We start from the raw sequence: 7,863 nt of genomic DNA, 5'->3' as shown, positions 1-7,863 counted from the left end.
ATCCTGTCAGCGCCTCGTCTGCGGTGCCGGGCTTCTAGATCAGTCAAACCAACCTGTCAACCACTTTTTTCGAAGAAAATCACAAACTTAATCGAAGTTCTTTTCTTCTAACATCAACAAGACTCAAAGCCCCGTCAACGCCGCCAGCCTACCAACACCCAGCATCTCTGCCAGACACCTTCAACCAACCCCAAGGACGCATCAGCCTGCCGCTTGCGGCGCCGCCGCCCTCGTTGTGGCGCCATATAGACCCCACCAAACAAAACTGTCAACGCAGTTTCTCAAAAAAACAGGAATTTTCTTTCCACAGCCAATATGGTCCTTTTTAACCAAATTTCAACCGTGAAAAACTGGCGATTCGAACAGTTGCGACGATTCCGTGACGGCTGACATGACAATCGGGTGAATGAACATGAAGCCAATGCCTTATATTCTGGCGGTCGATGGCGGCGGCACCGGGTGCCGGGCGCTTCTCGCCGACCGCGATGGCGCGACCATGGGCCGGGGGACCAGCGGCCCCGCCAATATCGGCGCGGAGCCGGTCGCCGCGTTGGATAATATAAAGCGCGCGGCGAAGCAGGCCGTGCAGGACGCGGGGCTCGATGTCGCCATACTAAGAGAGACCTGCGCGGTGCTCGGGCTCGCGGGCGCAAATTCGTTTGCCGACAAGGACAGCATGGAACGCCAGTTCCCCTTTGGCCATGTGAAGATCGTTTCCGACGCGGTCAGCGCCCTGCAAGGCGCGCTCGGTCAGGACGACGGCGCTATCGTCATTCTCGGCACCGGTTCGGTCTTCGTCAAAAGGGAACGGGGCGCCTTCGAGATTGTCGGCGGACGCGGCTTCATGCTGAGCGACCACGCGGGTGGCGCGCGGCTTGGGCGGGAACTTCTCGAAGAAACGCTGCTCGCACTGGATGGAATGGCGGAGCGTACGGCACTTGTCGACGCCGTGCTGGCGCGGTTCAACGGCGAGCTTCGCCAGATCATCGCCTTCTCGCGCAAGGCAACAGCCGCCGACTACGCCGCCTTCGCTCCCCTCGTTTTCAACCACGCCCATGCGGGCGATCCGCTCGGCAATTCGATCCTGCAACGCGCCTGCTCTTATATTGCACGCGGTCTGGAGCGGCTCGACACGGAAAGGCTTGGCCGGTTCAGCCTGACCGGAGGCCTAGCCTCTTCTTATGCAGCACTGCCCTTCCTGCCGTATCGGGGACTCTATCGGCCCGCACTTGGCGACGCATTGCAAGGCGCATTATCGCTCGCATTGCTGGAGAACGGGCAGGATCCACACCGTTGTATCGACGCATAGCGCTTTCAGGAAATCGATTCCGGTTTCGTCCCGAAGCTGCGGCGGCAAAAAGACTTGTCGCAGCCGGGTTTAGCGCCTAACTTCCAAGGAGCAGGCTTTGGCCTGATGTTGCGAACGGCGCCGGTTTTGGCTGGCGGCGTGTGTTGCGTATTCTTTTCGTGCATTTCCGGACAAAGCCGGTTTCGGTACTTCGAGGAAATGCCCCACAGGGGTGGCATGCTGACCAAAAAGGGCAAATATGGCCTGAAAGCCATGGTACATCTGGCGGGCGTTACCGATGGACAGCTGGTTTCCGCCAGCGAGATCGCCGAAAAGCACCATATACCGCGCAAGTTTCTCGACAATATTTTCACTGAGCTTCGCAATGCCGGTTTCGTTCTAAGCCGCAAAGGCAAGGGCGGCGGCTTCTGCCTCGCCCGCCCGGCCAACGAGATCGCCATCGGCAATATCATCCGTGCGCTTGACGGCGCGCTTGCGCCTATCGCCTGCGCCAGCAAGACCGACTATCGCCCCTGCGACGATTGCGATGAGGACGAATGCGAAGTGCGCCAGATGATGCTGGATGTGCGCGAAGCCATCGCCAGCGTTCTGGATCACCGAACGCTGGCCGACAGCAGGGCTCTGGATATGGAGCACGCCCCCAAAAGCGGGAACCTGCTTTGGGATTAGGCTTGCGTAGAAACAAAAGACAGAGCGGTTTCAGACGCCCCGATTCAATGGGAACCGCTCTGGAATCGCTGGCCAAACAGGCTCAGGCGGGCGACCAGTTCGGGAACGGATCGTTCAGGCCGGACCAGCGCTCCGGCACGAAGTCTTCTTCCTCAAGCAGACACTGGTCCAGCTCATCGATGAGCGCGTCTTCCTGCATCGGATCGACGCCGATGAACACGATTTCCTGACGCCGGTCACCCCATGTCTTATGGAAATATGGTTCCATGGCGCGCTGCCATTCGGGTTCCGCCGGCCAGTACTGCTTTGGCACGGACGACCACCAGCGACCCCTTTTGCCGGTGCGCACCAAGGCGCCAGCCTGACTGATTTCGCCTACGAAATCCGGTCTGGTCGCCAGCCAGAAGAAGCCCTTCGCCCGCACGACGCCCGGCCAGCCCTTATCGATGAACGACTGGAATCGTCCGGGATCGAAGGGGCGCCGCGCGCGATAGACGAAGGAGCGGACGCCATATTCCTCGGTCTCGGGCGTGTGCGCGGCGAAGCCGTGGAGTTCCTTGTACCAGAGCGGATGCTCATGCGCCTTGTTGAAGTCGAAGAGCTTCGTGTCCAGTATGGCGTCGAGCGGCACTTCGCCGAAATCAGCTTCCTCGATGCGGGCATCGGGATTGAGCGAACGGATGACCTTGTGGGCGAGATCACGCTCCTCTCGCGAAGCCGTCGATATCTTGTTCAGCACGACGACGTCGGCGAACTCGATCTGTTCGACCAGCAGGTCGACGAGCGTGCGCTCGTCCTCCACGCCGAGGGATTCGCCGCGATCGCGCAGAAAGTCGCTCGACGCATAATCCTTCAGCAGATTGGCGGCATCGACAACCGTCACCATCGTATCGAGCCGGGCGACATCGGAAAGGCTGTTGCCCTTCTCGTCGCGAAATTCGAACGTGGCGGCGACCGGCAAGGGCTCGGCTATGCCGGTCGATTCGATCAGCAGATAATCGAAACGTCCCTGAGCTGCCAGTTGTGAGACCTCCTTCAGGAGATCATCGCGCAAGGTGCAGCAGATGCAGCCATTGGTCATTTCGACCAGCTGCTCATCCGTGCGGGACAGATTGGCGCCGCCCTCCCGAACGAGGGCGGCATCGATGTTCACTTCGCTCATATCATTGACGATCACCGCAACGCGGCGGTTCTCGCGATTGTTGAGCACGTGGTTGAGCAACGTCGTCTTTCCGGCTCCAAGAAAGCCGGACAGGACCGTAACGGGCAGTCTCTTTCGCATGACTCCGTTCCTTGATGACAGGGTGGGATCAATCGTGGTGATGGTGATCGAGATTGAAGGTCAGCGTGGTGAAATAGCTGAGCTTGTCGGCTTCCTTTGAATCGGAAAGCGGGCTGGAATAGGCAGCCCCGACGACATTGAGACCCGCATTGCGAATCCTGATCCTGGCAATGCCCTCCGCATCGGTCTTCACGGGTGCCGCATGGCTGTCATTGACATAGTCCGCCGCGACTTCCACGTCTTCGACCGGCTTTCCGTCAACCAGAACCTGCACGGGCAGTTCGTTGCCCGCCTGCAAAATCGTCGGGTCCATCAGCGGCACGATTTCAAACGGCAGGCCCTGCGGCTCGGGCTTTTTGCGCAGATGGTCGAGAATGGCGACGGCGAACTTCCGGCTCTGGCTGGACTGTTTTGCGCCCGGCACTTCCGATTTCGGCTTGTTGACCCACTTGCCGTCCGGCCCCTCGGCCCAGAAGCCATTATCGAAGACGCTGCTGACCACGACCGCATCCCCGGGCACACCGAGCAGGGCATGATCTTCCTGCCGCCTGATCTCAACGGCGAGTTCCTTGCCGTCCACATCCCGGGCAGTGACCGTCTTCAGCTTCTGCGGATCATAGGCCTCGTCGCTCGCGCCGTGACCGTAAACAACAGCCTGCGTGCCATGACGCTCGGCAATCCAGATGCCATGCGCACCTGCAACCGCAGGAGCGAGAAAGACCATAACGGCACCAGCGTGAAGCGTCCTCAAAAAGCTGCGCATTCATTTCTCCTTTATGTTATATCGTAACAATCTTGGCGGTGAAAATGGGCGGGGAAGCCGCCCTGAAATGTCCCGGAAAACCCGGAGCGCGTTTCGATCGGATTGAATCAGATCGACGCTCCAGCCCCTTCTGCGTGGAGCAACATCTTGTCGACCCTCGTTTCGCTCCGGTCGGATCATGCTCCAGAGCGGTTCCGTTCAAACGCAATCGCGGAATCCCTACGCACTTTATGAAAATGCTCCAGACGGTCTGGGTTTGACGCGCTTTCAGGCGAAGGGGCGAAGCCTTTTCCGGTTTTGGTTCGTGAGTGCCGGGCTGTCGATAGTTGCAGCCCGGCACATTTGCAGCCGCGTTCTGAACGCGCGTGCATCCAGCAAAGGGAAGCGGCTGCGACTGTTATTTCGACAGGCAGGTTTTAAGCGAATCCGCCAGATTGCGGATAAGCTGCGGGTAGAGATCCGGCCCGTCCTTCAGTTCCGCGCCCAGAGGATCGAGAATACCGGTTCTGGCCTCGGGCCCGTCGATAACCGTCTTTACCAGCTTCGGCTCGAATTGCGGTTCGGAGAACACACAGGTTGCGCCAAGCGACTTGATCTTGTCGTGGATTTCCTTGATGCGCGCTGCGCCCGGCGCCTTTTCAGGGCTGACCGTGATCGACCCGGCGGCCTTCACACCGAAGCGATTTTCGAAATACTGGTAGGCGTCATGGAAGACGATGAAGGGCTTGTCTTTGACCGGCTCCAGTTCGCTCGCGATTTCCCTGGTCAGAGCGTCGATCTTCTCGCCATAGTCCCTGGCGTTCTTTTCATATTGCTCGGCATGTTCCGGGTCGCTTGCGCCCAGCGTCTTCGCAATATCCGTTGCCAGAACCTTTCCGTTCTGCGGGTCGAGCCAGAAATGCAGGTCATATTCGCCATGGCCGTGGTCATGATCATGCCCGGCTTCGGAAGCTTCCGCGGCATGATCGTGCTTCTTGTCATCATGGCCATGGTCATGACCTTCATGCCCGTGGTCATGCGCTTCAAAAGGACCGCCTTCACGGAACTTCAGCCGGGTGAGGCCGTCCGCATCGCCAAGCGCGACGACCTTCGCGCCCTCGCCCAGCGTATCGATCGGCTTGTCGAGGAAGGTTTCCATCGACGGCCCGGCCCAGAAGATCACCTTGGCGTGCTCGATTGCCTCGGCATCGGAAGGCTTGAGGCTGTAGACATGCTCCGAACCCGCCCCCTGCACGATCAGCTTCGGCTCGCCCACGCCCTGCATGACTGCCGACACGATAGAATGGAGCGGCTTGATTGATACCACAACGCCTTCGCGCTCTGCGGCAAGCGAGATATTCGTCGCACCAGCAAGGAAAGCCGAGGCGAGAAGAAGGGAGCGGAAGTGTTTCATGGTCTCTCTCTTGTGCGGTTGGGAAAGGATACCATATTCAAGTGATATGTTATTCTATTACGTCTGTTGCGTTATGCTATAACGTCTGTCATAAGGTGAGGCAACCCCCATTTTTGCAAAAATCGCAACCGGGGTGGCGCAACGAAAAGACACTGAGAAAAGCCCGGAACAGATGAGCAGGAAGACCGCCCTCCCCGTCCAAAAGGCGCGGGAAACCTTGATCGAACTGAAGGACGCCGGCGTTTATCGCGACGGGCGCTGGCTCGTGCGCAATGTCGGCCTGAGCGTCGAGCGCGGGGAGATCGTGACCCTGATCGGGCCGAATGGCGCGGGCAAGAGCACCGCCGCCAAGATGGCGCTACGCATCCTGAAGCCCGACGAGGGCAGCGTGACCCACATGCCTGGACTGCGCATCGGCTATGTGCCGCAGAAGATAAATATCGACCGCACGCTGCCGCTTTCGGTCGAGCGCCTGATGACGCTGACAGGACCTCTCTCACGCAAGGATATTGAGACGGCATTGGAAGTGGTCGGCATTCCGCATCTTGCAAAGGCCGAGATCGCCAACCTGTCGGGCGGCGAATTCCAGCGGGCGCTGATGGCGCGCGCGCTGGCCCGCAAGCCGGACCTCATGGTGCTGGACGAGCCGGTGCAGGGCGTCGATTTTTCCGGCGAGGCTGCGCTCTACGAGCTGATCGCGAAACTGCGCGACGATACGGGCTGCGGCGTTCTTTTGATTTCGCACGACCTGCATCTCGTCATGGCGGCGACCGACCGCGTCATCTGCCTCAACGGCCATGTGTGCTGCAGCGGGACGCCGCGCGATGTGACGGCGAGCCCTGAATATATGCGCCTGTTCGGCAGCCGCGCCGTCGGGCCGCTTGCCGTTTATGAGCATCACCACGATCACACGCATCTGCCCGACGGGCGCGTGCTTCATGCCGACGGTTCCGTGACCGATCACTGCCATGCCGATGACGGCCATCATCATGAGCACGAGCACGAGCATGACCACCATCATCACGAAGGGAGCGCGCCCCGTGCTTGACGATTTCTTCACCCGCGCCATCATCGCCGGTGTCGGACTGGCGCTCACCACCGGGCCGCTTGGCTGCTTCATCGTGTGGCGGCGCATGGCCTATTTCGGGGATACGATGGCGCATTCCGCCCTGCTCGGCGTGGCGCTGGCACTTGTTTTCGACATCAATCTGATGATCGGCGTGTTTGCCGTCGCCGTGGCGATTTCCGCCATTCTGCTGCTTTTGCAGCGCCGCCATACATTGTCGGCGGATTCGCTCCTCGGCATCCTGTCCCATGCCACCCTGTCGCTTGGCCTCGTCCTCGTCGCCTTCATGACATGGGTGCGCGTCGATCTGCTGTCCTTCCTGTTCGGCGACATTCTGGCCGTCTCGCGCATGGATATCGTCTTCATCTATGGCGGCGGCGTGTTCGTGCTGGCGGTTCTGGCCTGGCTGTGGCGTCCCTTCCTCGCCGCCACCGTCAGCGAGGACATTGCCCGCGCCGAGGGCATGAACCCCGCCCTGTCGCGTATCGTTTTCATGCTGCTTCTGGCCATCGTCATCGCCATTGCGATGAAGATCGTCGGAATCCTATTGATAACCTCGCTGCTGATCATACCGGCAGCGACCGCACGCCGCTTTGCCTCCACGCCCGAGCAGATGGCCATCCTCGCCTCGCTGATCGGCGCGGCAGGCGTCATCGGCGGACTTTATGGCTCCATTCATTTCGACACGCCCTCCGGCCCGTCCATCGTGGTCGCGGCGCTTGCCATTTTCATTTTGAGCCTGTTACCCCTACATAAGAGGGAACAAGCATCACCGAAACGGATCGCTGGACAATGAGCACCCATCACCATCATCACGCCCCGCAGGACCTGACCCGCAATCAGACACTGGTTTTCGACGTGCTGTCCAAGGCGGAAGGCCCGCTCAGCGCCTATACGATCCTGGACCAGCTGCGCGATGACGGTTTCCGCGCGCCGCTGCAAGTCTATCGCGCGCTGGAAAAGCTGCTCGACTACGGGCTGATCCATCGGCTCGAAAGCCTCAACGCCTTCGTTGCCTGCGCGCATCCGCAATGCCACCAGCAGGGTCTGGTGGCTTTCGCCATTTGCGAGAAATGCGGTCAGGTGACGGAGTTTTCCGACGCGGCGATCGAAAATCTCGTCAGCGCATGGAGCCTGCAGAACGGCTTCAAGTCGAGCAAGACGACACTGGAGCTGCGCGGCCTCTGCGAAGCCTGCGGGGATCACTGAACAGCTACGAACCTGTTCAAGGTAACCATGTCCGAAGGTTCCCGGTTTAAAAAGTAACGCATCGGCAATCGAAACCTGCTAGATTGCTCTCCTGAAACTGCGCATCGAGCTTTCTGAAAATCCTTTCCGATTTTCAGGCCGATGCCGGAGGGGAAAAGCAGGTAAGATTTCG

The 7,863-nt window shown here is 59.6% G+C and carries 8 protein-coding genes; 5 read left to right on the top strand and 3 right to left on the bottom strand.

The genetic code is table 11. The features are described from left to right. Positions 1 to 406: 406 nt before the first annotated feature. Positions 407 to 1,309 carry a glucosamine kinase nucleotide-binding domain-containing protein gene (locus tag ABWW28_RS19020; protein ID WP_176588305.1) on the top strand — a complete coding sequence of 301 codons (903 nt, stop codon included), beginning with the start codon at positions 407 to 409 and terminating at the stop codon, positions 1,307 to 1,309. Between the two features lie 216 nt (positions 1,310 to 1,525). Then, positions 1,526 to 1,978, top strand: coding sequence for an RrF2 family transcriptional regulator (locus ABWW28_RS19015; RefSeq protein ID WP_100649082.1), 453 nt, complete (start codon positions 1,526 to 1,528; stop codon positions 1,976 to 1,978). Between the two features lie 82 nt (positions 1,979 to 2,060). On the opposite strand, the gene zigA is transcribed toward ABWW28_RS19015, so the two are convergent. The 3 genes from zigA to znuA all read right to left on the bottom strand — a co-directional run bounded on the left by zigA (position 2,061) and on the right by znuA (position 5,416). Beyond that, positions 2,061 to 3,260 carry a zinc metallochaperone GTPase ZigA gene (zigA, locus tag ABWW28_RS19010; RefSeq protein ID WP_313012886.1) on the bottom strand — a complete coding sequence of 400 codons (1,200 nt, stop codon included), beginning with the start codon at positions 3,258 to 3,260 and terminating at the stop codon, positions 2,061 to 2,063. 28 nt (positions 3,261 to 3,288) lie between these two features. Then, a complete protein-coding gene (locus tag ABWW28_RS19005) occupies positions 3,289 to 4,023 on the bottom strand; it encodes a DUF4198 domain-containing protein (RefSeq protein ID WP_025091717.1) in 735 nt (244 codons plus the stop codon). Between the two features lie 397 nt (positions 4,024 to 4,420). Beyond that, positions 4,421 to 5,416, bottom strand: coding sequence for a zinc ABC transporter substrate-binding protein ZnuA (znuA, locus tag ABWW28_RS19000; protein ID WP_353391762.1), 996 nt, complete (start codon positions 5,414 to 5,416; stop codon positions 4,421 to 4,423). Positions 5,417 to 5,588: 172 nt separating this feature from the next. Here znuA and ABWW28_RS18995 point away from each other — a divergent pair, with 172 nt between their 5' ends. From ABWW28_RS18995 to ABWW28_RS18985, 3 genes are read left to right on the top strand one after another with little or no spacing between them, the layout of a single operon-like run. After that, on the top strand, positions 5,589 to 6,464 hold the full coding sequence (locus tag ABWW28_RS18995; protein ID WP_176588302.1) for an ATP-binding cassette domain-containing protein: 876 nt from the start codon (positions 5,589 to 5,591) through the stop codon (positions 6,462 to 6,464). Further along, positions 6,424 to 7,278 carry a zinc ABC transporter permease subunit ZnuB gene (gene znuB / locus ABWW28_RS18990; RefSeq protein WP_176588301.1) on the top strand — a complete coding sequence of 285 codons (855 nt, stop codon included), beginning with the start codon at positions 6,424 to 6,426 and terminating at the stop codon, positions 7,276 to 7,278. The genes ABWW28_RS18995 and znuB overlap by 41 nt, the downstream gene beginning before the upstream one ends. Next, positions 7,275 to 7,691: a Fur family transcriptional regulator gene (locus tag ABWW28_RS18985; protein WP_176588300.1), complete on the top strand. Its 417-nt coding sequence runs from the start codon at positions 7,275 to 7,277 to the stop codon at positions 7,689 to 7,691. The genes znuB and ABWW28_RS18985 overlap by 4 nt, the downstream gene beginning before the upstream one ends. The last annotated feature ends 172 nt before the right edge of the window (positions 7,692 to 7,863 follow it).

Origin of the sequence: Brucella sp. NBRC 14130, assembly GCF_040371715.1 — a bacterium.
Lineage (GTDB): Bacteria > Pseudomonadota > Alphaproteobacteria > Rhizobiales > Rhizobiaceae > Brucella > Brucella intermedia.
The sequence above is the reverse complement of the archived record's forward strand: the minus strand, read 5'-3'. Positions and strand labels throughout refer to the sequence as shown.